This window comes from Delftia sp. BGA-UO-ETr-SB1 (assembly GCF_059567865.1).
In genome coordinates, this window is sequence record NZ_JCAQOW010000004.1 from 2,008,948 (window position 1) to 2,033,779 (window position 24,832).

Below are 24,832 nucleotides of genomic sequence, written 5' to 3' on the forward strand. Positions count from 1 at the left end.
CCCGACGATTGTCCGCTGCGAATGGGGCGCCGTGTCCGAGATGGGCGGTTTTCAGGAGTCACTGTTTGCAAAAAATGAGAGCATGGATGAAGGTGCCGGCCATCGGCGCGCGCGGCTCCAGTACGATGCCGGCCAGCCATGCGCAACATCCCGCCCCTTCACCTCATCGCCGCCTTCGATGCCGTGGCGCGAAGCCAGAGCTTCAAGCAGGCGGCCGAAGAACTGAACCTTTCGGACAGCGCCGTCAGCCACCGCATCCGCGAACTGGAAAAGCTGCTGGGCACCCCGCTGTTCCACCGCACCACGCGCGTGGTCACGCTCAGCGCCGAGGGGGCCTGGCTGCACCAGCAGACCCGCGCCCCGCTGCAGGCGCTGGAGACCACCTTCGGCAGCCTGGTGCAGGGGCGCGACGTGGTGCGCATCAGCGCCCTGCCCTCGTTCGCACGGCTGCGGCTGGTGCCGTCGCTCACGGCCTTTCAGCGCAGCCACCCGGACGTTTCCATCGCCATCGATCCGACCACGCGCACCGTCAACCTCCAGCAGGGCGAGGCGGACATCGCCATCCGCTTTGCACACCAGGCGCCTCAGGCACCTCTGGCATTCCACTGCGAGCGCCTGCTGGACGACGAATGGTTTGCCGTGGCCGCGCCACGCTACCTGGAGCAGTTCGAGGGCCTGGATCTGGCCGGGCTGTTCCGGCGGGCCAACCTGCTCTCGCACAGCCGCCAACCCTGGGAGCCCTGGCTGCAGGCCGCGGGCCTGCGCATCTCGGCAGCCCAGCGCCAGCTCAGCTATTCGGACACGGGCTTCATGCTGGACGCGGCGCTGAACCTGCAAGGCATTGCGCTGGGCCGCCGCTCCCTGGTCCAGCGCCTGCTGGCCGAGCGCAGCCTGGTGCGCGTCTCGGACACGGCCATCCCCTGCAGCCAGAGCTATTTCCTGCTGGCTTCCGAGCGCGCCATGGTCTCGCGCCATGGCGCGGCCGTCATGGACTGGATTCGTGCGGTGGCGGCCGAGGCCGGATAGCCGGGCGCCGCCACCCGCCACCCGCGTTCACGCCTCGCACATTCACACGTTCACGTCCTTACATCCTCAGCGCGCCATGGTCAGCGCAATGCCCAGCAGCACGCCCGCCATGGCCGCCGCCTTGGGCCGCAGATGGCGTTCGGCAAAGAACCGTGCCGACAGCGCAAACACCATGACCAGATTGGCGCGGCGCAGCACCGAGATCACGGCAATCTGCGCGCCCTCCATCTGCACGGCGGCCAGGTAGATGGACTCGGCCAGCACATAGGCCAGCGCAATGGCGGGCACGGCCCAGTTGCGCCCCAGCATGCTGCGCAGCTCCAGCCCGCGCCAGATCCAGGGCAACAGCAGCAAGGCCAGGGCGCCGCGCTGCAGCGCAGACCAGGCCTGGACGGCAACCAGGTCCATGCGCAGCGTGGCCAGAATGTGCTTGTCGTACAGGGCATTGGCCGAGGACAGCAGGGTGGCCGCCAGCATGCACAGCACCCAGAGATTGCTGCCAAAGCCTATGCCCTCCTTCCGGCCGACCAGGGAGAACAGGTAGTACGAGGCCATAGACACCGCCAGACCCAGCCATTGCCACCAGCCCAGGTGCTCGGACAGCAGGAGCAACGCGCCCAGCGCCGTCCACAGCGGCCCGCTGGCACGCACGCCCGCAGAGATGGACAGCGGCAAGGCCTTCACCGAGTAGTACGACAGCACCCAGGTAGCCACCATCATCAGCGACTTGGGCAGCAGCAGCATCTGCTGGCGCAGGTCCAGCGCGGCAGACGAGGAATCGCCCATCGCCACGAAAGGCAGCCACAGCAGCGCGCCCAGCGCCGAGCACCAGAACACCACCTCCAGCACGGACTTTTCCCCCAGCGCCAGCTTGGTCAGAAAGTCATATGCCCCCAACACCAGGCCGGCCAGCAGCCCCAACACCATCCAGTCCATATCCGCCTGCACTCCTGCATTGACAAGGGTGCAAGCGTAGGAGCGATGGCTGCAGGCATTGCTGAGACCTGTGCGGCGATTGCGCAATCGCGCTCATGAATGCGCGGCCCCGCGGCAGGGCCGGCCATCACTTCATGTACGAGCGCATCACCGACAGCACCAGGTCCACGTCGTCATCACGGGCCTGGCCGCCGGCCGTGCCATCGGCCAGATGGGTGCGCACATGGCCCTCGAGCACCTCGAAGATCATGCCGTTGACGGCGCCGCGCACGGCTGCCAGTTGCTGGAGGATGGCCGCGCAGTCGTGCTCGGCCTCGAGCGCGCGCTCCAGCGCCTGGGCCTGGCCCTGGATGCGGCGGATGCGCGTGAGCAAGCGCTTCTTGTTCTGAATCGTATGTGCCATGAGGGCCATTCTAGGCGCCTGCATATACTGGGGTACAGTATCTGCATGCGCAGCATTCCATCCCTCTCGACCGCTGGCGGCGCCAGCCCCAGGCAGCATTCACACCGCTTCGACGAAGGCAACCCGCTGGGCGAGCGCCGTGCCATGCTGGCTGCGGGGCTGACGGCGGCCATGATGGTCGGGGAGATCGCAGGCGGGTACGGATTCAACTCCATGGCGCTGCTGGCCGATGGCTGGCATATGGGATCGCACGCGCTGGCGCTGGGGCTCTCAGCTGGCGCCTATGCGGCCGCGCGCAGATTGGCGGGCGATACGCGCTTTGCCTTCGGCACCTGGAAGATCGAGGTGCTGGCCGGCTACACCAGCGCCATCTTGCTGCTGCTGGTGGCGGGCGGCATGGCCTGGCAGTCGGTGCAGCGCCTGTTCTCGCCCTCGCCCATCCACTACGAGCAGGCCCTGGGCGTGGCCGCGCTGGGCCTGCTGGTCAACCTGGTCTGCGCCTGGCTGCTGAAGGGCGGGCACGGGCATCACCATGGTCATGGGCATGGTCACGACCACGGACATCACCACGGGCACGGCAGGCATGCGCACGGCGGCCACGCGGGCGACAGCCATCACGGCGACCACGGTGACCATGACGACCACGGCGATCTCAATCTGCGCTCGGCCTACCTGCATGTGCTGGCCGATGCCGCCACCTCGGTGATGGCCATCGCCGCCCTGTTCGGCGGCATGGCCTGGGGCCTGGGATGGCTGGACCCGGCCATGGGCCTGGCCGGCGCCGTGCTGGTGGCGGCATGGGCCCTGGGCCTGCTACGCGACAGCAGCCGCGTGCTGCTGGACGCCGAGATGCACGCCCCCGTGGTCCGCGAGGTGCGTGAGGCCATCGCCCAGGCGCCGTTTGCCGCGCAGATCTCCGACCTGCATGTCTGGCGCGTGGGCAAGGCACGCTACGCCTGCATCGTGGCGCTGGACGCGCCCGCAGGCGTGGACCCCGATGCCGTGCGCCAGCTGCTGGGCGTGCACGAGGAACTGGTCCACGTCACGGTGGAGGTCAACCGGCCGCAGCCGGCTGCGACACACTGAGCCTATTGCGCGCCGGCCACCGCAGCCTGGCGCGCACCGGGCTGCTTGAACAGCTTGAAGTACGGCGTGTTCGAGGGATTCACCGGGATGTCGAACTTGCGCACCATGGCATAGGTCTGGATCTGGTCGTGCAGCGGCAGGTAGATCAGCTCCTTTTGCACCGTGCTCCAGATGGAGTGGATGGTGGCATCGCGCTTGCGCGCATCGCCCTCGGAGGCCAGGGAGACGATCTGGCTGTCCAGCTCGGCATTGCTGTAGCGCGTGGCATTGGTGTTGCCCCGGCCATTCTTGCCGCGCGTGTGCACCAGGTAGTCGAAGACATAGGCCGAGTCATAGGTGGGCACGCCCCAGCCGTAGAGGTAGAAATCCGTCTCCTGGTTGTTGATGGCCGCCGTCTGGATGGCCAGCGGCCGGGACGACACGGCGGTCTTCACGCCGATGCGGCCCAGAAAGCCGGCGATGGCCTGGCAGATGGCCTCGTCGTTCAGGTAGCGGTCGTTCGTGCAATGCAGGGTGATGCCGAAGCCGTTGGGATAGCCGGCCTCGGCCAGCAGCTTCCTGGCCTGGACAAGGTCGGCCTTGCCCACGGCGCCAAAGGATTTCTCGTAGCCGTGCACAAAGGGCGGCGCAATGATGTTGGTGGGCACGGACAGGCCGCGCATCACGGCGCGCTGTATGGCCTGGCGGTCTATGGCTAGCTGGAAGGCCTGGCGCACGCGCAGGTCGGCCAGGGGGTTCTTGTCCTTCACATCGGAATGCGACAGCGGGGCGGCGCCCACGTTCAGGCCCAGAAAGATGGTGCGGTTCTCGGCGGCCTGGTTGATGCGAAAGCGCGGGTCGGCGCTCAGGCGCGCAATGTCCTGGATGGGCAGGTCCTGCACGAAGTCCACCTCGCCCGACAGCAGCGCCGCCACGCGCGTGGCCTGGGACTTGATGGGCAGGTAGACCAGTTCGTCGATTTCCAGCGGGAACAGCCCCTTGCCCCAGTAGCCGGGAAACTGCCGCAGCACGGTGCGCGTGTCCTGCTCGCGCGAGGCGATGACATAGGGCCCCGTGCCATTGGCGTTGCGCGTGGCGTAGTTCTCTTCCTTGGCCAGCGCGTTCTGCGGCTGCTCCGCGCCGTGGGCCTTGGCCCAGGCAGCGCTCAGGATCTGGATGTTGATGAGGCTGGCCGGCAGCAGCGGGTTGGGCCCGTTGGTCCTGATGTGCACGGTGAAGGCATCGACCTTGGTCACGTCGGTGATCGAGGTCAGCAGCGAGCGCATGTCCGAGGTGGCCGAGCGCGCACGGCGCAGCGAGAACAGCACGTCGTCGGCCGTGAACAGGCTGCCGTCATGGAACTTCACGCCCTTGCGCAGCTTGAACTCCCAGACCGAGGGGTCGGCAGTCAGCGCCCAGGACGTGGCCAGGGTGGGCAGCAGCTTGCCATCGGCCGTGCGGATGATCAGCGGCTCGTAGATCTGGTGCAGCAGGTTGTGGTTGGGGCCGTTGTTCAGCGCATGCGGGTCCAGCGTGGATGCGTCGGTGGAGCGCGCCCAGCGCAGGGTTTCGGCCTGGGCGGGCGGTGCGCACAGCAAGGCTGCGGCCAGGGCGGCAAGCAGTGCGGAAGTTCGCAGGGTGCGCAAGTGGGTGCGCAGCAAGGAAAGGCGAGGCAGGAAGCGTCTTTGGGTCATGAAGTGTCCTGGCAGCCGGAACAAGATCGCAGAAAGGCGGCGGCGGGTGCCGCGCCGGCTGCACCAGACGGCCGATTGTGTGGAGCCACCAGCCCGCCGCAAAGCCCGATTGCGCCTATGCAAATGCGCTGCGCGCAGATGCAAAGCGCTGCGACAGCAGGGCGTACAGCGCACGCAGGCCCTGGGCCTCGCCGCCCCTGGGCCGGCCGGGGCGCTCCTCCAGATTCCAGGCGAACAGGTCCAGGTGCAGCCAGGGCAGCTCGGGCGGCACAAAGCTCTCCAGGAACAGCGCAGCCGTGATGGCACCGCCCTGCGGCGTGCTGGCGGCGTTGAGCAGGTCGGCCTGGTCGGAGCGGAGCATGCGGCGGTACGGCGCCCACAGGGGCAGGCGCCACAGCGGGTCGGCCTGCGCGCGGCCCTGGGCCAGCAGGGCCTCGGCCCAGCCGTCATGGTTGCTGAACAGCGCGGGCAGGTCCGGCCCCAGCGCCGTGCGCGCAGCGCCCGTGAGCGTGGCCAGGTCGATCAGCAGCGCGGGAGGCGTGGGCGCGCTGCGAATGGCGTGGTGCAGCGCATCGGCCAGCAGGAGCCGGCCTTCGGCATCGGTGTTCTCGATCTCCACGCGCCGGCCGTCACCGGCCTCGATGATGTCGCCGGGCCGCAGCGCACCGGCACCCACGGCGTTCTCCACCGCAGGCACCAGCAGCTTCAGGTGGATGGGCAGGCCCGCCTGCATCAGCAGATCGGCCAGGGCCAGGGCGTGTGCGGCGCCGCCCATGTCCTTCTTCATCCAGCGCATGCCTGCGGCGGGCTTGAGGTCCAGCCCGCCGGAGTCAAAACACACGCCCTTGCCGATGAGCACCACATGGGGCAGCGCGGCATCGCCCCAGGTCAGCTCGGCCACGCGCGGCGCCTGGGCCGCCTGGGACGCCGCCCGACCCACGGCGTGCACCAGGGCAAAGCCTGCGGCGGGCAGCTCGTCGCCCTCCCATTGCCGGTAGCGCGCGCCATGGCGCGCGGCCAGGTCGGCCACGGCCTGGGCCAGCTGTTCGGGGCCCAGCTGGTTGGCAGGCAGGTTGACCAGCCGCCGCACCTCGCCAATGGCTGCGGCCATTGGCGCGACGGCGGCCTGCTCATCGGGGCTTGCCACCAGCTGAGCGAGTGATGGAGCGGTTGCCGCATCCGACTGCCGCGCCTGGCGGGTCGATGGCAGCGCGCCCAGTGCCCAGCCCAGCAGCAGATGCGGCCTCTGAGCCTCATCCGCATCGGTGAGTGTGTAGGTGCCGGTCGGCAGCGCAGCCGGCAGGCCGGCCAACTGCCACAGCGGCTGGTCCGGGTCCACGCCGACCAGCACGCCAGCGAGGGCAGTGCACTCGCCCTGCCCTTCACTCTGTCTTTCCCTCTGCCCTTCGCTCTGCATGCCGGGCAACAGCAGCATGCGGCCCGGCTGCGCATCAAAGCCTGCGGCGCGCGCCCATCGGGCCTGGGCCGAGGGCAGTTGCTCCAGCACGGCCGCCAGCGTGACGGGCGTTGCGCGGTGCAACGCCGTGGCGGGTTGGGATGAAATGGCAAAGGCGCCGGGGCGGGAATCGGAATGGACAGTTGCGACGGGGCTGGACATGGCGTGGTCAAAGCGCGCCAGCCTAAAGGCCAGCCCGGCTATCGCAAACAAGCCTGCCGCATATGGATATGCGCATCTGGCGCTTTCCCGATACCGCCGCGCGCGATGCCCTGCTGGCGGGCATCAAGGCCAGCGGCTGGTACGGCTACTTCGACCATGTGAACGCGGCCAGCGGCACGGGCGGCCTGGAAAGCCATCTGAAGGCGCTGGCCGAGGCCTGAGGCGGACGAGCCATGGGTGCTGAATGGGTGCTGTATGGGTGATGCAGCGCCGGCCCTACGGCTGAATCGGGCACCCCAGACGCTTGAGCGTCTCGTCGATCCATGGCGCGCTGTAGGTACCGGCAGCGATGTCGGCCACCATCCTGGCCTCAACCACCTGCTTTCCGTGTGCTGCATCCAGCAGGGCCTGCGCCTGCGCATGCGGTACGCACAGCAAGCCATCGTCATCGCCAATCATGAGGTCACCGGGCTCGATCACCATGCCATCGATGGCGATAGGCACATTGATTTCGCCCGGGCCGTCCTTGTAGGGTCCGCGGTGCGTGACGCCCGCGGCGAATACCGGGAAGCTGCCAGCACGAATCCATGCCGCGTCCCGGATCGCGCCATTGATCACGATCCCGCCCAGCTGGCGACGCATGGCGTCTCCGACCATGATTTCTCCGATGAGTGCGTTGGTGAGGTCGCCGCCCGCATCCACCACGATCACGTCACCTGGGCTGGCCAGTTGAAGTGCCTTGTGGAGCATGAGGTTGTCGCCCGGGCGTGTCTTGATGGTCAACGCGGGGCCGGCCATGCGCCCGCCGCCGTGCATGGGGCGCAACCGCGCGCCGCCAGCCGTCATGCGGGCCATGCAGTCGCTGACGTTGGCAACAGGCACGTCGAGATAGCGCCTGGCAATATCAAGGCTGACAGCGCGCTGCCGCTTCAGAATTTGAAGACCGATCATGGTGTGGTGCTCAGAGTGGATGGAATGAAAGCCGTGCCGCTCAATCGAGCGTGGTGCCAGAGCTCTTGACGATGGGTGCCAGGCGTGCGCGGTCGCTGGCGTAGAGCCTGGCCATGTCCTGCGGTGTGCCGGTGATGAGTTCGGCACCGGAGTCGGCGATCTTCCTGGCCGTGTCGGGTGCGTTCACCACCTTGTTGATGGCTTCGTTGAGCTGCTTGACGATGGCGTCGGAGGTGCCGGCCGGGGCCATCACGCCCCACACGCTGGCCAGCTCCACGCCCTTGATGCCGGATTCGGTGTAGGTCGGCACGTCGGGCAGCAGCTTGGAGCGGCTCGCGGTGGTCACGCCGATGGCGCGTACCTTGCCCGACTGGATGTGCGACAGCAGCGTGGGGACGGAGCCCATGTACATGTCGATGCGCCCGCCCAGCAGGTCGGGCATGGCCTGCGCCATGCCGCGAAACGGCACGTGGGTGAACTTCACATTCGAGCTTTTCTGCCAGGCCTCGCTGATGAGGTGCGAAATGGTGCCGGTGCCCGGCGTGGCAAAGCTCAGGCGCCCGGGGTCCTTCTTCGCCGCCTGGACGATGTCGTCCAGGGACTTGTACGGCGAATCGGCATTCACCACGAGCACGGCCGGGCCGGCGGCGACCAGGGCCACGGCGCGCAGGTCCTTGTCGGGGTTGTAGGTGAGCTTGGAGTACAGCAGCGGGTTGAGCACCACGTTGTCGGTCTGCGCCATCACCAGGGTCAGGCCGTCGGCGGGGGCCTTGGCCACCTGGTCCAGAGCCAGGTTGCCACCGGCCCCGGGCTTGTTCTCCACCACGATGGCCCACCCATGGGCCTCGGTGAGCTTGGTGCCGACCAGCCGCGTGAGGTTGTCGGTGCCGCCACCGGCCGGAAAGGGCACGATGAACCTGATGGGCCGCTGCGGATAGGTGCCCTGGGCATGGGCCGGGGCCATGGCGGCAGCGGTCAGTGCCAGCAGGCCGGCGAGGGCCAGGCGGCATCGGGTCGGGGTCGTCATTGCGGATGTCTCCTTTGGTGGTGTCGGTTGGCGCAGGGGTACGTTGATCAGGCTTGGCTGGCGAGCACGTGGCTGCCCAGCCAATCGATGGCCTCGTCGGTGGAGGTGCCGGTGAACGGCTGGGCCGCATGCGCGCGGGCCGTGGCGGCGAACAGCGCCTCGACAGCGGGCAAGGCGATGGGCGCCAGGCCGTTGCGGGCCATCTGCTGCCGGGCCTCGGCCACCTCGTTGCGGCGGCGTGCGGAATGCGGGATGTGCGTGCGCACCATGGACTCCATCAGCGTGCGCAGCGGTGTCTCGTCGATGTCCTGCAGCACGGCATGCAGCTGCTCGCGCAGGCCCATCTGCTGGGCCGTCACCAGGCACTCCACGGCCAGCGCCTCGGTCCCCTTGGTGTAGATGCTGCGCAGGAGCTTGAGCGCGGCGGCATCGCCCGGCTGTCCGCCCACCACGCGAACCGAGCCGCCAAGGGGCAAGAACAATTCCTGTACAAAACCGGCCTTGCCACCGGCCACGAGCAGCGGCGTCTTTCTGCCGCCCAGGTTGACCGCGCCGGTGATGGCCACGTCCACGAAGTGCACCGCCCTGCCCTGGGCGACGCGCCGGGCCAGCTCGCCGCATTCGCGCATCTCCTGCGGGTCGGCCGTGGTCATGTCCACATAGACCACGCCATCGCGCAGATGGGGCAGGCAGGCCTCGAACAGGCTGCGCGCCACGGTGCCGAACACGGCGCTCGCCACCACGTCGGCCTCGGCCAGCCAGGCACCGGGCGCGGTATGCATCTGCGCGCCAGCGGCCTGCACGGCGTCGGCCACCGCAGCGTTGGGCTGCAGGTCGCACAGGCCCACCAGGCTGTGCCCCTGCTCCACAAAGGCCTGCATGTAGCAGGCGCCGACCATTCCACCACCCAGTATTGCGAACTTCATAAAAGTACAAATTTAAAACATTGAGCGCAGTCTATGGAGTGCACCTCCGATCCATTCATAGAGATTTCCCGTAGAACTGCGGATATTTGTACTTGTTTTGTATTTTTCCGAATGAAGCGCAGCGCAACTAGCCCCTCCGTCGTCACCTAGAATCGGCGCACCATCCCCACCCACCTGGTGCAAACACAGTGCAAAACGTAAAAGACAAGGCGTACGAGGTTCTGCGGCAGCGGCTCATCGGCGGCCACTACCGACCCGGCGAACAGCTCAAGGAAGAGCCCATTGCCCGCGACCTGGGACTGAGCCGCACGCCGGTGCGCAATGCGCTGCACCGTCTGGTGGAAGATGGCCTGGCCACCGATGGCGCGGGCCAGGGTATCCGCGTGTCGGAGTGGAGCGACTGGGATGTGGAGGAGACCTTCCAGCTGCGCATGCTGCTGGAGCCGTACGCCTCGTTCCTCGCGGCCACGCGCGGCGGCGAGGGGCTGGCCGATGAGCTGGAGGCCAGCAACCAGCGAATGGAGGCCGGCATTGCCGCTGGCCACGACGGCATTGGCGAGGTGCAGTCAGCCAACCGGGATTTTCACCACGCGCTGATCGAGGCATCGGGCTCGCCGCGCCTCAAGACCATGCTGGCGACGATGATCGACATGCCGATCATCAAGCGGTCGTTCTACATCTACACGCCCGAAGAGCTGGTGCAAAGCCTGCACCACCACTGCGACCTGGTGATCGCCGTACGCGCCAGGGATGGGGAGCTGGCACGCCAGGTGATGCAGCTGCACCTGCGCATGTCCTACCACCGGTTCATGAAGCATCGAGGGGAATACCGCGCGGATGCATGAACAGTGTCATGACCGGGGCTGAACCCTTTGCGCTGACCGCACCCGGTACAGCCACGGCAGCCAGACAAAGGCGATGAGGACCAGCACAACGCCCGCCAGCGCCATGGGCAACACCATCGGCCAGGCACCGTGGTGCATGGTCGGATCGACAAATTGCGCTGCCAGCTGGCCGGCGCAGAAGGCCACGCACATGATCGCGAAGCCCGAACACGACACGGCCCGCCCGGCCAGCTGCGGCGGCAGGCCACCCACCGCGCCCGCCTGGCCGCAAGGCTGGTGCAGGCCATGGCCCAGCGCATACACCGCGTGCCCCAGCAGCAGTGGAAAGGGCGAGGCCGGCGCCAGCACGCAGCCGGCGATCTGGATGCACGGCCCCAGCAGACTGAGCGAAGCGCCCAGCTGCACCGTGCGCACCGGCCCGTGGCGCGACAGCAGGCGCCGGCACCATGTGATGCCGAGGATGTAGACCAGCGAGCCGCCCGCTGGAATCCAGCCGTAGAGCACGGGCGACAGGCCGAACAGGTCGACGTACACCATCGGCGACAGCAGCAAAAAGCAGAAGATGCCGCCGTAGGTGGCTGCGGCCAGTGCCGTCCAGGCGCAAAAGCCGGGGTCGGCGATCACCTGGCGCACACCGCCAGCGGATACGGATACGGATACGGGTACGGATGCGGGTACGGATGCGAGGACCGGGGCGGACTCCGCCGGCGCTTGCCGCGTCTCGCTGAAAGTGCGCCAGCACAGTGCCAGCAAAGCCAGCGAGTAGACGCCCATCGCCACCAGCACCCAGCGCCAGCCGGCGGCCTGGACTCCCCATGCACCGGCAATCGGCGCCACCAGGGCCACCAGCCCCAGGCCCATCAGGCCGCGGGCCATGATGCGCGGCCCTTCATGGGCCGGATACAGGTCGCGCACCGCAGCCCGTGCGCACACCAGGATGGCCGCCATGGCCGCGCCCTGCACGGCGCGCCAGGCCACCAGTGCGTCCGCGCTGCCCGCCAGCGCACAGCCTGCCGCCGCTGCCGTGTAGCAGGCCAAACCCGTCAGCAGAACAGGCCGGCGCCCGAACCGGTCGGCCAGCGGTCCGCACACCAGCTGGGCGACACCGAAGGCCAGCATGAACACGGTCAGGCTGCTGCTGGCCGAGCCCAGGTCGCGCGCGATCTCGGGCAACGCCGGCAGATAGCCATCGGTGGCGACCGGCTGCGCGGCCAGCAGCAGCGGCAGCAGCAGGAGGAAGGAAACGGAGCGGCGCGGGCCGGGATCGGCGAAGTTCATCTCAATGAAGCCTGGTCACGGCATGCAGCGCGTCGAGCGAGGGAGTTCGAAGGACGATACATGGCCAGTTGCGCGCCATGCATCCTATGCGGCGGCGGACAGCACGGCCCGCAGGCCCAGCATATAGCTGTCCGCGCCGAAGCCGCAGATCTGGCCCCGGGCGATGTCGGCAAACACCGAGTGGTGGCGGAAGGGCTCGCGCGCATGGATGTTGCTCATGTGGATCTCCACCACGGGCACGGTGAGCATGGCCAGCGCGTCGCGGATGCCGTAGCTGTAGTGCGTCCAGGCGCCGGCGTTGATGAGCACGCCATCGACACCGTCCCGAAAGCCCTGGTGGATGCGATCGCACATGGCGCCTTCGCAATTGGTCTGGAAGCTGTCCAACTCGCAGCCCAGCTGGCTGCCCAGGCTGCGCAGCGAGGCGTCGATCTCGGCCAGCGTGACCGTGCCGTATTGGGTAGGGTCGCGCTGGCCGAACATGTTGTGGTTGATGCCGTGCAGCATCAGGATCTTTTTCATGGAGGCTCCGTGGCTTGATGTCATGGATGAAGGATGCGCGCCGGTGGTGTCCGGATCACGCCGTGGTGTCGATGGCGGCGCCCATGCGGGCAGCCTCTGCAATGGCTTCGGTGATCTGCAGGTTGCGCAGGCCGTCGTGCACGCTGACCAGCGGTTGTGCCAGGCCGCGCGCCACCTGCGCGAAATGCGCCATCTGGCGCACCAGCGGGTCTTCGCGCTCCACGGCGGCCACATCCAGGTCGAAGGGCTCATTCCAGGAGCGCTGGCCGGCCGATGCATAGGTCTTCAGCCGCATGCTCGGTATGGCCAGCGAGCCCATGGTGCCCGCCACCAGGTAGCAGTCTTCGTCCTCATAGCTGGCATAGGCCTTGTTCTCCTGCGAGGTCTGCTCCCAACTGCGCGCGCTGGCGGCCGTGTCCGAAAGCACAAAGCTGCCCAGCGCACCGCTGGCAAAGCGCAGGTTGATGGCCACCGTGTCTTCCACGGCAAAACCGCGCGTGGCATGCGAGGCAAAGGCCTGCACGGCCACGATGTCGCCGCACAGCATGCGCAGGTTGTGGACCTCATGGATCATGTTGAGCAGGATGGGGCCGCCCCCGGCCTCGCGGCGCCAGGGGCCTTCCTCGAAATAGGCGTCCGGCTTGTAGAACAGGGCCGCGCCGGTCACGGCCACCAGGCGGCCCAGCCGCCCCTGGGCGATGAGGGCTGCGGCCCGCGCCATGATCGGGCTGTGGGCGCGGTGGTGGCCCACCAGCACGCGGGCGCCGCTGCGCTCGGCCAGCGCGGCCAGGCGCTGTGCCTCGGCCACGGTGGCGGTCACGGGCTTTTCCAGCAGGATGGGCAGGCGCGCATGCATGCACTGCGCCGCCTGCGGGGCATGCAGGCGGTTGGGCGTCGCCAGCACCACGGCGTCGGGCCGGTCATGGGCGATCAGCTCGCCCAGGTCGCGCCACAGCGGCACTCCGGCCCTTTGGGCAAGCTCCCGGGCTGCGGGCGCCGGGTCCACGATGGCGGACAGGCGGCAATCCGCCTGGGCCCCGATGGCGGCGATATGGGCCTGGCCGATCGCGCCGGCGCCGGCCACGGCAATGCGAAGCGGGTGCAGCTGTGCCATGGCATGCCCCTCAGAAGCGGTGCAGCACGCCCAGCTGCACGCCCTTGATGGTGCGGCCGTTGACGTCGTCGGCCGATGTGAAGTTGGGCTTCATGCCGCCCGAGGCCGCCAGCCTAAAGCCCGCATTGCGGTCGTTCTTCAACTGCTCGGCCACCGCGTAGAGCATGGTGCGCTTGGACAGGTCGTAGTAGGCCGCGACCGCGCCGCCCGATGCGCCGCGCCCGCTGTCCGAGCCATCCTGTATGCGGCCCCACAGTGCGCCCACGCGCAGCTGCGGCGTCACGCGGTAGTCGGCCGACAGCTGCCAGACGCGGTAGAAGCGGCGCACATCGGCATTCGTGCCCGCCACCAGCCCGCCCACATTGCCCAGCACCGTGCCCGTGTTGTTGCCCGCCGAGCCCGCCGTGCTGTTGTTGGACCGCACAAAGGCCAGCTGGACCTTGCCCTTGCCGTAGTCGTAGTTGGCGTAGAGGTTGTCGTAGCGGACCGCGTCGGTATAGGCCGCGTTCTGCGGCGCACGCGCATACAGGCCTGCATAGCCGACGCGGTAGGGGCCGTTCAGGTAGTCCAGGCCCAACTGGTAGATGGCCTGGCGCGCTGGAGCACCGGTCTCGGCCATGGCGTAGTGGGCCTCGAACAGGAAGCCGGCCACGCGCGGCGAGGTGTAGGAGATGTCGTTGTCGAAGCGCGAGGGCACGCCGAAGTTGTTGACCATCGATCCCAACGTGCGCGAGGTGAAGTCGATGTAGTCGCCGCGCCCGAAGATCACGGTGTTCTGCCGGCCCAGCCGCACCTCGCCCCAGCCGCCGCCCAGGCCCACCCAGCTTTGGCGGTCGAAGCCGCGCGTGCTGTCGGCCTGCGTGCCGTTGTCGGCGTTGATGCCCATCTCCAGTTGGAACTTCGCGTACAGGCCGCCACCCAGGTCTTCCTGACCGCGAAAGCCCAGGCGGCTGCGCAGCAGGGCGCCGTCCTCCAGCGTGGTCATGGATGCGCCCGAGCTGCTGCGCATGTGGTTGATGTACTGGTCCACGCTGCCGTAGATGGTGACCGAGGACTGGGCTTGGGCACCCGCGCCCCAGGCGCCCAGCACGGCGGTCAGGGCCAGGATGCGAAGGGCCCCGCGCTGCGGCACTCGCGGTGTCTGGTGCATTTGCTGTTGCATGGTCTTGTCTCCTTCTCTGTGAAAAATGCTTTTTCGGGCGTGGCTGCGCCCTGCCCTGAACGCATTCAGGGCCGGTTGTCTGTCGGCTGGATCAGTAGGAGATGTGGGCGGTGGCGCGCAGCTCGTCGGGCGTGGCGCTGCCGAAGCCGAAGAATTCGAGATAGGCAGGAATCATCTCGAACAGCATGTCCGTGCCCACCTGGAAGTCGCAGCCCTTGTCGCGCACGGCGCGCAGCAGGGGCGTGAACTCGGACTTCATCACCACCTCGCCCACAAAGGTGGTGGGCGCAATGCGCTGCACATCGAACGGCAGCGGGTCATCGTCCTTCATGCCCAGCGGCGTGGCGTTGACGACCACGTCAAAGCCCTGCGGGTCCCTGGAGCCCGTGCCCACCTTCATCCTCGGGTAGTAGGCAGCGAGCCGCCCGGCCAGGGCCTGCGCGCTCTCGTCCCGCGTGTCGAACAGCATCAGCTCGCCCACGCCGGCTGCCGCCAGCGAGGCGGCAATCGCCGACCCTACGCCACCCGCCCCGGAAATCAGCACCCGCGCGCCCTGCAGTTGCCGGCCCTTGCGCAGCACGCCGCGCACAAAGCCCGCGCCGTCGAACTGGTCGCCCAGCAGCGAGCCGTCCTCGCGCCGCAGCACGGCATTGCAGGCGCCTGCAATGTGCACGGCGGGCGTGACCTCGTGCACCAGGTCCACCACGGACACCTTGTGCGGCATGGTGATCAGCGCGCCGCGCAGGTTGGTGAAACGCATGATGGCCGCGAAGTCCGGCGCGAAATGCGCCGCCTTCACGCCCATGGGCACGACGCAGGCGTCTATGCCCCGGCCGTCAAACCATGGGTTGTAGATCATGGGCGACTTGAAGGTCTCGGTCGGGTCGCCGATGTGCGCGATGAGGGTGGTTTTTCCGGAAATCATTCCCTGGGCTTTCGGATGCTTGGGTTGGCGGAATGTGGCGTGTGCAATTCAGCGGCCGGACTGGGCCAGGGCCTGGGTGCGCAGGCGCTCGTACTCGGCGGCGTCCACAGGCTGCGCACCGGCCTCGCCCAGATCCTCCATGCGCACGCGGTACGTCTCGCGGGCGCTCCAGGCGGCCAGCGCTGCGACCACGGTGATGCCGAAGGCGATCAGCCCCACCGTCAGCCAGATGTTCTGGGAACCCGGAGGCGCCACGGCCGTGAACAGCGCAGGCAGCATGGCGGTGATGGCCGTGCCCACGTTCTGCGAGATGGCCATGGCCGAGACGCGTGTGCGGGTCGGGAACAGCTCGGGGTAGAAGCTGGGGAACACCGCGTTGTAGCCCTGGTAGACCACGCCCCACATCAGGATGGACATGGCGAAAGCCAGCGGCATGTTGCGCGTGCTGATGGCGTAGAGGTAGCCGATGGCCAGCAGCCCCGACAGCAGCGCACCGAAGATGATGGGCGGGCGCCGGCCGATGCGGTCGGACAGGTTGCCCACCATGGGGATCACCAGCACCGCGACGATGTTGCCCACCACGGGAATCCACAGGTACATGTCCTTGGCGAAGCCGATGCCGTAGGCGGGCTGCACCGCGTAGGCTGCGCCGAAGATGGTGGCCACCACGGGGATCACGTTCATCAGCGCCATGCAGACCACGCGCAGCATGTCGGGCGAATGGTGGCGGAAGGCCTCGACCACGGGCGAACGCGGACGCGCCTCGCTGCGGCCTGCTGCCGTGAAGGCCGGGGTCTCGTTGACCTCGCGGCGGATGATCCAGCCCGCGATGATGACCACGAAGCTCAGGATGAAGGGAATGCGCCAGCCCCAGCTGTTGAACTGCTCGGTGGGCATGTAGTGCGCCAGCGGCAGGAACACGGCCGCTGCCAGGATCTGGCCGGCCTGCACGCCCTGCAGCGTGAAGCTGGCGAAGAAGCCGCGCCGCCCGAACGGGGCATGCTCCAGGATCATGGAGCTGGCGCCCGAGATCTCGCCTGCCACCGCAAAGCCCTGGATCAGCCGCATCAGCACCAGCAGCGCGGGCGCCCACAGGCCGACCTGGTCATAGGTGGGCAGCAGCCCCACGGCGATGGTGGAAAAGCCCATCAGGAACATGCACCACACCAGCACCTGCTTGCGCCCGTGCGTATCGCCCAGGTGTCCCAGCACGAAGGCGCCGATGGGCCGCGCCACATAGCCCACGCCATAGGTGGCCAGCGAGGCGATGATGGCAATCGCCGGATCACCCTGCGGAAAGAAGATCTGCGGAAAGATCAGCGCCGCAGCCGTGGCGTAGATGAAGAAATCGTAGTACTCCAGGGCCGAGCCTATCCAGCCGCTGGTGGCGGCCTTCCTGGGTTGGTGCTGCGTTGACTGCGTATGTACCGGTGTTGCGCTCATGTGTTGTCTCCTCCAGGCAAAAGATCCCCGCTGCGGCACGTGATGGATGCTTGCGGCCAGGCCAGCGGGATGTAAAAAATGTAGTTCCCGCCTATGAATCTGCCCAAGCCAATTTCCAGGGGCATGTGCGCTGATCGCACCGCGCGGTTCGATAATCGCACGCACCCAGGGTTAATACGGAAAACTCAAGCTCGCCATGACAACACCTTCCACCCTCGCCCAGCGCGACTGGATTGCCGGACTGGAACGCGGCGTATCGATCATCGAAGCCTTTGACGACGCCCACCCGCGCATGACGGCCGCCGAGGCCGGCCAGCGCACGGGCATGACGCGCACGGCCGCAAGGCGCTATCTGCTGACGCTGCAGCACATGGGCTACGTGGCGGGGGACGGCAAGCTGTTCTGGCTCACTCCGCGCGTGCTGCGGCTGGGGCAGTCGTACCTGGAGTCGGCGCGGCTGCCGCGCATCGTCCAGCCGTTCCTGCAGCGCGTGGCGGCCGGCACCCATGAAACCGCCTACCTGGCGGTGCTGGACGACGACGAGGTGGTCTACATCGCGCGCAACGGCCCCAACCGCAACATGAACACCGGCTACGTGCTGGGCGCGCGCGTGCCGGCCCAGGTCACGGCGGCCGGCATGCTGATGCTGTCCATGCGCAGCGACGCCGAGCTGGAGCACTGGCTGGACAACCGCGCGCTGACGGTCTTCACCTCGCACACCATCACCTGCCCCGCCGAAATGCGCCGCGAGCTGGCCCTGATCCGCACCCAGGACTGGGCGCTGTGCGAGCAGCAGCTCAACCTGGACTCGCGCGGCATTGCCGTGCCGCTGCGCGACCGCCACGGCGCGCTGGCCGGCGCCCTCAACATCACCATGCCCATGGGCCGCGAGACCGGCAAGGACGCCGTGGCGCGCGTGCTGCCCATGCTGCGCGAGACGGCGCAGGCCATGCGGGATCTGATCTGATGGTGAACGACATGGCCATGGCGCAACTTCCTGACCTGGACATGCATGGTGGCGACGACCGTCTGCTGCAGCATCTGCAGGCACTGGAAGTGCGGCTGCACGATCCGCAGGTGCGATCGGACGCAGGCCAGCTGCAGGCGCTGCTGCATGAAGACTTTCTGGAATTCGGCCGATCGGGCGGCGTGCACGACCGGGCCGCCACCGTGGACAGCCTGGCGGCCGCCTTGCCAGCAGGGTCCCCTGCCCGGCTGGTGTCAGGCGGCTTTGCGCTGGCGCGCCTGGGACCGGACAGCGCGCTGCTGACCTACCGCTCGGCCAGCGTGGCCGAGGATGGAACGGCCGGCCGGCATACGCTGCGCTCCTCGGTCTGGCTGCGCACGGCCCTGGGCTGGCAGATGCGCTTCCACCAGGGCACACCCACGGCGCCATTCGACCTGGCCGCATCCATGCCATGAGCGGCCTGCGGCGTGTTCAGACCGTCTCGAACGCGTACTTTTCCGTGTCCACCTCGCGTTGCGAGGCCACGGCATAGCGGTCGCCCTGGATGCGCTCGGGCTTGAAGAGGTCGTCCAGTTCGGCCAGCAGGGCCGCATCCAGGCGCACGGCGCCGCCGCGCAGGTCTTCGTGCAGGTGGTCCACGCTGGTCGTGCCCGGCAGGGCAATCACATGCTCGCCCTGGTGCAGCACCCAGGCGATGGCCAGCTCGGCCAGCGTGCAGTCGGCGCGCTCGGCAATGGACTGCATGGGCGCGAGCAGCTGCAGGTTCTTCGCATAGGCCTCGGGCGCGAAGCGCGGCATGGCGGCGCGGATATCGCCCTTGACCAGGCCCTCGACCTCCTGGAGCTTGCCGGTGAGGAAGGCGCGGCCCAGCGGGCTGAAGGCCACGTAGGCAATGCCCAGTTCCTTGCAGGCCTGCAGCGTGCCCAGCTCGGCATTGCGCGACCACAGCGAATACTCGCTTTGCAGCGCGGCGATGGGGAAGGTGGCATGGGCGCGGCGCAGCGCGTCGGTGCCGATCTCGGACAGGCCCAGGGCGCGCACCTTGCCCTCTTCCACCAGGCGCGACATCTCGCCCACCGATTCCTCGATGGGCACGCGGCGGTCCCAGCGGTGCAGGTAGTAGAGGTCGATGACATCGGTGCCCAGGCGCTGCAGGCTGTCTTCGCAATTGCGGCGCAGGGTCTTGGGGTGGCCATCGATCACGCGGCGCACCACGCCGTCGTCGCCGCGCACGCCGGCCATGCCGCATTTGCTGGCCAGGGTGATGTGGTTGCGGTGGGACTTGAGCACGGGCCCGACCAGGGATTCGTTGGCGCCGAAGCCATACAGCGCCGCCGTGTCGAACAGGGTGACACCGGCATCCAGCGCCGCATGCAGCACGGCCTTGCCCTGCTCGGGCGACGGCGGATGGCCATAGGCGTGGCTGAGGTTCATGCAGCCCAGGCCGACGGCGCTGACGGAGAAGGGACCCAGGTGGCGTGTGGACAGGTTGGTCATGGTTTTCTCACAGGGAAAAGAAGCAAGGGAGCGGCCAGCGCTCCCTTGCAATGTCGAAGGCCCATTTTGCCGTCAAACCGACGTGCCCCTAACGCCCGTGCGCGCCCAGGCCGGCAGCGGCACGGGCCGGTGCAGCACGTCGTCGTTGAGCCACAGGGCGCTGCGGCGCGCACGCTCGGCCACGGTGTCCAGCGGCAGTTGCTGGTAGTCGTCGTTGAAGACCTCGAAGCTGTAGTCACCCCGGTAGCCCAGGCGGTCCAGGCGCAGCACCAGGTCGGCCAGGCGCTCGCTGTGCACGCCCTCGCCCGGGAACACGCGGAAGGTGCGCGCCGTGGCCATGCGCTCTTCGAAGGTGGGGGCGTCGTGCCACATGAAGTCGGACAGCTGCACCAGGAAGATCTTGTCGCGATCGATCAGCTCCAGCGCGTCCAGCGGCGTCTTGGCGGCCAGGATGTGGAAGGAGTCCAGGCCGATGCCCAGGTTGGACGTGTCGGCACGGCAGACCACGTCCCAGCTGGTGGTGAACTCATTGACGGAGCGGCCCCAGGACAGGCCCTCGTAGGCGATCTTCACGCCCAGCGGAATGCCGAGCATGGCCAGCTTGCGCAGGTCGCGCGCAATCACGTCGAGATCGCCCGTGGCATGGCGCGAGGTGGACGAGCAGGCCAGCAGCACGGGGCTGCCAATCTCGGCGCACATCTCCAGCATGGATTTGGCGATGTCCACCTTGTAGTGGTGCAGGTGGTCGGACAGGCCCTCGAAGTCGCGCAGCACCTGAAAGCCCGTGGGCCGCAGGCCGCTGGCGCGCACGGCCGCCGCTGCCGCCTTGACGCCGCCCGGGTGGCCGGCCAGGTCGCGCGCACTGAGCATGACCTGGGTGAAGCCCGCGCGCCGGATGGCGTCGAGCTTGGCCTCCAGCGAGCCATTCAGAGTGATGGTGTCCATGCCATAGCTGTCCAGCAAGCCCATGTTGCCCTCCAGGATCGTTGTGTGTATCGGCGGTTGAATCGGACGGCGGCGCGCCAGGCTTTGCGCTAGGCGTCGCGGTGCACCAGCTCGAAAACCACGGTGCCCATGGCGTTGCGCGTGAGCGCGCCGCGGTCATCGGGGTGCAGACGGCTCGATTCCACGAACTCCACGCCGCGCTGGCGCAGCGCCTGCACGGCGCCAGGCACGTCGGTGGTGCCCAGGCCGATGCGCTGCAGGCGCTCGGGCATGTCGTCCCACTCCAGGCCCGGATCGGGCTCGATGAGCTGCCACAGGAAGCGCTTGCAGGGGCTGCGCATGAGCTTGCCCTTGGGCAGGATGCCGAAGCGCTGCGCGTCGGGGAGCAGGTGGAAGTCGAACATGCGTTCGAAGTAGGTGATCCAGTCGGCGCTGCGGCCACGCCCTATGTACTGGACCACGCCGAAATAGCCCAGGCCGGCCAGCGCCGGTGGATGGGGATCGGCCCCGGCGATGGGCTTGAAATCGATGTCATAGATGGAGAACTCCTGCCATCGATCGACAAAGTAGAAGCGGCTGCCACCCGGGCCGTGGATGGCCGGGATGTGCAGCTCCATCGCCTGGGCCTGGCTGGGCGCCGCCCAGGCTCCCAGTTCGATGCAGCGCGTATGCGCCTGCAGGGCATCCTGCACGCGCAGCGCCACGGCCGAGATGACGGGCTGCCCGTCCGAGGCGGCATTGGCCAGCGCATCGGCAGCGCCCGCATTGACCACCAGGTTCATGTCCCCCTGCCGATACAGCGTCACCTCGCGCGAGCGGTGCCGCGCCACGGGGCGAAAACCCAGCCCCTCCAGCACCTGGCCCAGGGCCTGGGGCTGGCTGGTCGTGTACTCGATGAACTCTATGCCGTCGATCCCGAGGCGATTGGACGCCTCGGGCACGTCTTCCCGGCTGCTGGAGGAGGAATCGGTCATTGCGGTACTCCGGGTGGAAACATGATTGTCGCGCCACGCCCAAGTGGCATCGTTCTCTTACGATCAAATACGCGTAAAACTGGCTCAGCCCAACTCAGAGACACCGAGGAAGGGCCGCCCCGCACCGAGGGTGTCGTCCCCCTTTCAGGGGGAAGACGCGAAGCGGCTCAGGGGGTGAGCTGTTTTTCTAGGTCATGCAGGACCTGATAGCAGGGCAGCACCTGGGCCACGCTGGAATTGGGCTCGCGGCCTTCGCGGATGGCGGCGAAGAACTCGCGGTCCTGCAGCTCGATGCCATTCATGGAGACGTCGACCTTGGAGACGTCGATCTTCTCTTCCTTGCCGTTGACCAGATCGTCATAGCGCGCGATGTAGGTGCCGGTGTCGCCGATGTAGCGGAAGAAGGTGCCCAGCGGGCCGTCGTTGTTGAACGACAGGCTCAGCGTGCAGATGGCGCCATTGGCGGCCTTGAGCTGGATGCTCATGTCCATGGCAATGCCCAGCTCCGGGTGGATGGGGCCTTGCACGGCGTTGGCCTTCACGATGGGGCTGCCGGCCTGGTAGGCGAACAGGTCCACGGTGTGGGCAGCGTGGTGCCACAGCAGGTGGTCGGTCCAGCTGCGGGCCTGGCCCAGCGCGTTCATGTTGGTGCGGCGGAAGAAATAGGTCTGCACATCCATCTGCTGGATGTTGAACTCGCCGGCCGCGATCTTCTTGTGCACCCACTGGTGGCTGGGGTTGAAGCGGCGCGTGTGGCCGCACATGGCCACCAGGCCGGTCTGCTTTTGCAGATCGGCCACGGCCTGCGCGTCCTTGAGGCTGTCGGCCAGCGGGATCTCCACCTGCACATGCTTGCCGGCCTTCAGGCATTCGATGGCCTGGGCGGCATGCATCTGCGTAGGCGTGCACAGGATGACGGCGTCCACCTCGGGCAGGGCCAGGCTGTCGGCCAGCTCGGTGGTCACATGCTTGATGCCGTACTTGTCGGCCACTTCCTGGGTCTTGGCCAGCTCGCGGCCCACCAGGGAGACGACTTCCACGCCGTCGATGTTCTTGATGCCGTCCAGGTGCTTGATGCCGAAGGCACCGGCGCCCGCCAGGGCGACTTTGATGGTCTTGTTGCTCATATGAGTCTCCGTAGAGCCGCCTCAAGGAGGCGAAGGCCCCCTCGGGGGGCAGTGAATACACGCAGTGATGAACGTGGGGGCCTCAGCCGTTCTCCAGGATGAGATGTCCCACGGCCGTATTGGACGCGGGCACATGGTAGAAGCGGTGGTTGACCTTGGGCAGCGGCGCGGGGCCATCCACATCGGCCATGGCGCCGCGCGCGATCAGCCACATCACCAGCTCGATGCCTTCCGAGCCGGCCTCGCGCACGTAGTCGATATGCGGCATCTTGGCCAGGCCGGCCGGGTTCTCGATCAGCAGGTCCAGGAAGCGGTTGTCCCACTCCTTGTTGATCAGGCCCGCACGCGCGCCCTGCAGCTGGTGGCTCATGCCACCCGTGCCCCAGATCTGCACGTTCAGGTCTTCGTCGAAGCTCTCCACGGCGCGGCGGATGGCACGGCCCAGGTTGAAGCAGCGCTGGCCCGACGGCACGGGGTACTGCACCACGTTGACGGCAAACGGAATCACCGGGCAGGGCCAGGCGCCAGTGCGCGCGTCCTGCTGGCCGCACATCAGCGACAGCGGTACGGTCAGGCCGTGGTCCACGTCCATCTTGTTGACGATGGTCAGGTCGAAGTCCTGCTGTATCACCGACTGCGCGATGTGGCTGGCCAGCTCCGGATGGCCGACGACCTTGGGCACGGGGCGCGGGCCCCAGCCTTCGTCGGCGGGCTGGTATTCAGCGGCCGTGCCGATGGCAAACGTCGGGATGAAGTCCAGGCTGAACGCGGTCGCGTGGTCGTTGTAGACCAGGAAGATCACGTCGGGCTTGTTGTCCTTGAGCCATTGGCGCGAGTGCTCGAAGCCCTTGAACAGCGGCTGCCAATAGGGCTCGTCGGCCTTGCCCAGGTCCATGGCCGCGCCGATGGCGGGCACATGCGAGGTGTAGACGGATGCGGTGATGCGCGCCATGTCAGTTGCCTTCCTTGTTCTTGTTCGCTGCGCCGGCCAGGCCTTGCGGCTGGCGGTGGGACTGGGCATCGCCCTCCTCGCCCACGCGGCGGTTGCCTTCGGCCGAACGGCCTCCGCCCACCATCATGTTGCGGTATTCCTCTTCGGACATGCCGGTCATGGAGCCTGCCATCTGCTGGAAGCTCTTGCCGTCCGTGGCGCCGATCTTGGCCAGGAAGTAGATGTTGCCGCCTGTGCGCATGCACCAGTTGAGGTCGCGGGCCAGCACGGCCTGCTTCTGTTCCTCGCTCATGGCCCATTCGTCCAGGTAGGCACGCTCGTCGGCCTTGAAGCGCTCGCGGTTCTCGGCCTTCATCAGCGACATGCAGAACTGGTTGAGCCAGTAGCCTTTGCGGGACTGCTCGGCATCAAAAATGATGGTGCCGGGCACGTCCAGATAGGGTTTGTCCAATGCCATGGATATCTCCTTGAATATGTCCGGCATCAAGGCCGGACATGGTTGCCGTCAGGCTTCTTCCGGCCAGTACAGGCGCATCGGATTGTCGACCAGCAGCTTCTTCTGCAGCTCGGCAGTCGGTGCAATGTGCGGGATGAAGTCGACCAGCAGGCCGTCATCGGGCATGTGGTCCTTGAGGTTGGGGTGGGGCCAGTCGGTTCCCCACAGCACGCGGTCGGGGAATTCCTCGACCACGCGGCGGGCGAAGGGCACCACGTCGCGGTAGGCATTTTGCTCGCCGTCCAGCGCCTTGGGGCCAGTGACGGACAGGCGCTCTGGGCAGCTGACCTTGCTCCAGACGTTCTGGTGCTCGCGCATGAACCTGAGGAACAGCTCGAACTCGGGGCCGTCCACGGGCTTGTTCACATCGGGGCGGCCCATGTGGTCCACGACCACGGTGGTGGGCAGGCTGGTGAAGAAGTCCCACAGCTCGGGCAGGTCCACGGCCTCGAAGTAGATGACCACGTGCCAGCCGAGCTTGGCGATGCGGCCCGCGATCTCCATCAGCTCGTCCTTGGGCGTGAAGTCCACCAGGCGCTTGACGAAGTTGAAGCGCACGCCGCGCACGCCGGCGGCGTGCAGCTCCTGCAGCTCCTCATCGGTCACGCTGCGGCGCACCGTGGCCACGCCGCGCGCCTTGCCGTTGGCGGCCTTGCAGGCATCGACCATGGCGCGGTTGTCGGCGCCGTGGCAGGTGGCCTGCACGATGACGTTGCGCGCAAAGCCCAGGTGGTCGCGCAGCGCGAACAGCTGCTGCTTGCTGGCGTCGCAGGGCGTGTACTTGCGCTCGGGCGCGAAGGGGAATTCATCGCCGGGGCCGAAGACGTGGCAGTGGGCATCCACGGCGCCTGCGGGCACCTGGAACTTCGGCTTGGAGGGGCCGGCGTACCAGTCCAGCCAGCCGGGGGTCTTCTCGAAATTGCTCATGCGCTTCTCCTC

The 24,832-nt window shown here is 67.6% G+C and carries 26 protein-coding genes; 6 read left to right on the plus strand and 20 right to left on the minus strand.

What is annotated here, in order from left to right; all coding sequences use genetic code 11:
• Positions 1-138: 138 nt before the first annotated feature.
• Positions 139-1,026 (plus strand): LysR substrate-binding domain-containing protein, encoded by an 888-nt coding sequence (locus AC57B5_RS09830; protein WP_088164358.1) that lies wholly within the window; start codon positions 139-141, stop codon positions 1,024-1,026.
• A 66-nt stretch (positions 1,027-1,092) separates the two neighbouring features.
• Here the strand turns inward: AC57B5_RS09830 and AC57B5_RS09835 are convergent, their stop codons facing one another.
• Positions 1,093-1,962 (minus strand): EamA family transporter, encoded by an 870-nt coding sequence (locus tag AC57B5_RS09835; protein ID WP_496399387.1) that lies wholly within the window; start codon positions 1,960-1,962, stop codon positions 1,093-1,095.
• Between the two features lie 127 nt (positions 1,963-2,089).
• Positions 2,090-2,365, minus strand: a complete 276-nt coding sequence (locus AC57B5_RS09840) for a metal/formaldehyde-sensitive transcriptional repressor (protein ID WP_026062191.1) — start codon at positions 2,363-2,365, stop codon at positions 2,090-2,092.
• Between the two features lie 45 nt (positions 2,366-2,410).
• Here AC57B5_RS09840 and dmeF point away from each other — a divergent pair, with 45 nt between their 5' ends.
• The gene (gene dmeF, locus AC57B5_RS09845) at positions 2,411-3,451 is read left to right on the plus strand and encodes a CDF family Co(II)/Ni(II) efflux transporter DmeF (protein ID WP_496399388.1); all 1,041 of its coding nucleotides are present in this window, start codon (positions 2,411-2,413) and stop codon (positions 3,449-3,451) included.
• A 2-nt stretch (positions 3,452-3,453) separates the two neighbouring features.
• On the opposite strand, the gene AC57B5_RS09850 is transcribed toward dmeF, so the two are convergent.
• A complete protein-coding gene (locus AC57B5_RS09850; protein ID WP_496399389.1) occupies positions 3,454-5,124 on the minus strand; it encodes an ABC transporter substrate-binding protein in 1,671 nt (556 codons plus the stop codon).
• 115 nt (positions 5,125-5,239) lie between these two features.
• Positions 5,240-6,742 (minus strand): leucyl aminopeptidase family protein, encoded by a 1,503-nt coding sequence (locus AC57B5_RS09855; RefSeq protein WP_496399390.1) that lies wholly within the window; start codon positions 6,740-6,742, stop codon positions 5,240-5,242.
• 62 nt (positions 6,743-6,804) lie between these two features.
• On the opposite strand from AC57B5_RS09855, the gene AC57B5_RS09860 reads away from it, so the two are divergent.
• Positions 6,805-6,963 (plus strand): DUF6616 family protein, encoded by a 159-nt coding sequence (locus tag AC57B5_RS09860; RefSeq protein ID WP_170961986.1) that lies wholly within the window; start codon positions 6,805-6,807, stop codon positions 6,961-6,963.
• Positions 6,964-7,018: 55 nt separating this feature from the next.
• Here the strand turns inward: AC57B5_RS09860 and AC57B5_RS09865 are convergent, their stop codons facing one another.
• Genes AC57B5_RS09865 through AC57B5_RS09875 form a run of 3 tightly spaced genes read right to left on the minus strand, consistent with a single transcriptional unit; the run spans position 7,019 to position 9,646 of the window.
• The gene (locus AC57B5_RS09865; RefSeq protein ID WP_063325658.1) at positions 7,019-7,693 is read right to left on the minus strand and encodes an RraA family protein; all 675 of its coding nucleotides are present in this window, start codon (positions 7,691-7,693) and stop codon (positions 7,019-7,021) included.
• Positions 7,694-7,733: 40 nt separating this feature from the next.
• A complete protein-coding gene (locus AC57B5_RS09870; protein WP_496399391.1) occupies positions 7,734-8,720 on the minus strand; it encodes a Bug family tripartite tricarboxylate transporter substrate binding protein in 987 nt (328 codons plus the stop codon).
• A gap of 47 nt (positions 8,721-8,767) precedes the next feature.
• A complete protein-coding gene (locus tag AC57B5_RS09875) occupies positions 8,768-9,646 on the minus strand; it encodes an NAD(P)-dependent oxidoreductase (protein WP_496399392.1) in 879 nt (292 codons plus the stop codon).
• A gap of 188 nt (positions 9,647-9,834) precedes the next feature.
• Here AC57B5_RS09875 and AC57B5_RS09880 point away from each other — a divergent pair, with 188 nt between their 5' ends.
• Positions 9,835-10,491, plus strand: a complete 657-nt coding sequence (locus tag AC57B5_RS09880) for a GntR family transcriptional regulator (protein WP_043821229.1) — start codon at positions 9,835-9,837, stop codon at positions 10,489-10,491.
• Positions 10,492-10,497: 6 nt separating this feature from the next.
• Here AC57B5_RS09880 and AC57B5_RS09885 read toward each other — a convergent pair whose 3' ends face one another.
• From AC57B5_RS09885 to AC57B5_RS09910, 6 genes are all read right to left on the minus strand, one after another.
• Positions 10,498-11,769 carry an MFS transporter gene (locus AC57B5_RS09885; RefSeq protein WP_496399393.1) on the minus strand — a complete coding sequence of 424 codons (1,272 nt, stop codon included), beginning with the start codon at positions 11,767-11,769 and terminating at the stop codon, positions 10,498-10,500.
• A gap of 84 nt (positions 11,770-11,853) precedes the next feature.
• Positions 11,854-12,291: a type II 3-dehydroquinate dehydratase gene (aroQ, locus tag AC57B5_RS09890; protein ID WP_496399394.1), complete on the minus strand. Its 438-nt coding sequence runs from the start codon at positions 12,289-12,291 to the stop codon at positions 11,854-11,856.
• Positions 12,292-12,346: 55 nt separating this feature from the next.
• A complete protein-coding gene (locus AC57B5_RS09895; protein WP_496399395.1) occupies positions 12,347-13,405 on the minus strand; it encodes a Gfo/Idh/MocA family protein in 1,059 nt (352 codons plus the stop codon).
• Between the two features lie 10 nt (positions 13,406-13,415).
• A complete protein-coding gene (locus AC57B5_RS09900; protein ID WP_496399396.1) occupies positions 13,416-14,567 on the minus strand; it encodes a porin in 1,152 nt (383 codons plus the stop codon).
• A gap of 91 nt (positions 14,568-14,658) precedes the next feature.
• The gene (locus AC57B5_RS09905; RefSeq protein WP_065346196.1) at positions 14,659-15,492 is read right to left on the minus strand and encodes a shikimate dehydrogenase family protein; all 834 of its coding nucleotides are present in this window, start codon (positions 15,490-15,492) and stop codon (positions 14,659-14,661) included.
• A 48-nt stretch (positions 15,493-15,540) separates the two neighbouring features.
• Positions 15,541-16,935: an MFS transporter gene (locus AC57B5_RS09910; protein ID WP_099751513.1), complete on the minus strand. Its 1,395-nt coding sequence runs from the start codon at positions 16,933-16,935 to the stop codon at positions 15,541-15,543.
• Positions 16,936-17,131: 196 nt separating this feature from the next.
• Between AC57B5_RS09910 and AC57B5_RS09915 the strand changes: the two genes are divergently transcribed.
• Together AC57B5_RS09915 and AC57B5_RS09920 are read left to right on the plus strand one after the other, a co-directional pair.
• Complete coding sequence (locus tag AC57B5_RS09915) at positions 17,132-17,902, plus strand: IclR family transcriptional regulator domain-containing protein (RefSeq protein ID WP_012206241.1); 771 nt, start codon at positions 17,132-17,134, stop codon at positions 17,900-17,902.
• A gap of 17 nt (positions 17,903-17,919) precedes the next feature.
• Positions 17,920-18,357 (plus strand): nuclear transport factor 2 family protein, encoded by a 438-nt coding sequence (locus AC57B5_RS09920; protein WP_496399397.1) that lies wholly within the window; start codon positions 17,920-17,922, stop codon positions 18,355-18,357.
• Positions 18,358-18,373: 16 nt separating this feature from the next.
• Here AC57B5_RS09920 and AC57B5_RS09925 read toward each other — a convergent pair whose 3' ends face one another.
• The 7 genes from AC57B5_RS09925 to AC57B5_RS09955 form a co-directional block, all read right to left on the minus strand.
• Positions 18,374-19,399, minus strand: coding sequence for an aldo/keto reductase (locus tag AC57B5_RS09925; RefSeq protein WP_496399398.1), 1,026 nt, complete (start codon positions 19,397-19,399; stop codon positions 18,374-18,376).
• Between the two features lie 72 nt (positions 19,400-19,471).
• Positions 19,472-20,368 (minus strand): sugar phosphate isomerase/epimerase family protein, encoded by an 897-nt coding sequence (locus AC57B5_RS09930; RefSeq protein WP_065346192.1) that lies wholly within the window; start codon positions 20,366-20,368, stop codon positions 19,472-19,474.
• A gap of 65 nt (positions 20,369-20,433) precedes the next feature.
• Positions 20,434-21,318 (minus strand): 4-hydroxyphenylpyruvate dioxygenase, encoded by an 885-nt coding sequence (locus AC57B5_RS09935; RefSeq protein ID WP_012206245.1) that lies wholly within the window; start codon positions 21,316-21,318, stop codon positions 20,434-20,436.
• 167 nt (positions 21,319-21,485) lie between these two features.
• The gene (locus tag AC57B5_RS09940) at positions 21,486-22,445 is read right to left on the minus strand and encodes a Gfo/Idh/MocA family oxidoreductase (protein WP_180319234.1); all 960 of its coding nucleotides are present in this window, start codon (positions 22,443-22,445) and stop codon (positions 21,486-21,488) included.
• Between the two features lie 82 nt (positions 22,446-22,527).
• Complete coding sequence (locus AC57B5_RS09945; RefSeq protein ID WP_013801816.1) at positions 22,528-23,397, minus strand: class III extradiol dioxygenase subunit beta; 870 nt, start codon at positions 23,395-23,397, stop codon at positions 22,528-22,530.
• A 1-nt stretch (position 23,398) separates the two neighbouring features.
• Complete coding sequence (ligA, locus tag AC57B5_RS09950; RefSeq protein ID WP_496399399.1) at positions 23,399-23,854, minus strand: protocatechuate 4,5-dioxygenase subunit alpha; 456 nt, start codon at positions 23,852-23,854, stop codon at positions 23,399-23,401.
• A 48-nt stretch (positions 23,855-23,902) separates the two neighbouring features.
• Entirely contained in the window at positions 23,903-24,820 is a 918-nt protein-coding gene (locus tag AC57B5_RS09955; protein WP_123693905.1) for an amidohydrolase family protein, read from the minus strand.
• Between the last annotated feature and the right edge of the window lie 12 nt (positions 24,821-24,832).